At 69.0% G+C, this 506-nt stretch carries 1 pseudogene; it reads left to right on the top strand.

Annotation, left to right across the window (positions count from 1 at the left end):
* Positions 1-506 (top strand): annotated as a pseudogene (locus tag NS220_RS18895) (ABC transporter permease); the annotation flags it as partial.

The following is a 506-nucleotide window of genomic DNA, read 5'->3' as shown; positions in this document are numbered from 1 at the left end:
GGCTCGCCGGTGGCTGCGATGAGCCGGGCGGTGGGGGCGGCCCTCGGCCGCACGGGCGCGACGATCGTGCTCGCGATCACGGGCATCGCTTTCGCTCTCCCGCTCCTCGCGTTGCTGCTGTTCACGTTCCGCGTGTCCGGCAGCCCGAACGCCCTGACCCTCGCGCACTACGCGGCGCTCGTCGACCCCGGGCAGGAGTACACCTACGACGGTCTGTTCCGCGGTCTCACGAACTCCCTCGGTATCTGCGCCGTGACCGTCGCGATCGTGCTGCTCGTGCTCGTGCCCACGGTGGTGCTCGTCGAGATGCGCTATCCCGCGATGCGCCGTGTCGTGGAGTTCGTCTGTCTCCTCCCGCTCACGGTCCCCACGGTCGTCCTCGTCGTGGGCTTCGTGCCGGTGTACAAGGTGGTCTCGGGAGCCTTCGGCAGTGCCGCGTGGACACTGTCGTTCGCGATCGGCGTCATCGTGCTGCCCTACGCCTACCGCCCGATCCAGGCCAACAT

The organism is Microbacterium testaceum, assembly GCF_001476655.1.
Taxonomy (GTDB): Bacteria; Actinomycetota; Actinomycetes; order Actinomycetales; family Microbacteriaceae; genus Microbacterium; species Microbacterium testaceum_C.
The sequence above is the reverse complement of the archived record's forward strand: the minus strand, read 5'-3'. Positions and strand labels throughout refer to the sequence as shown.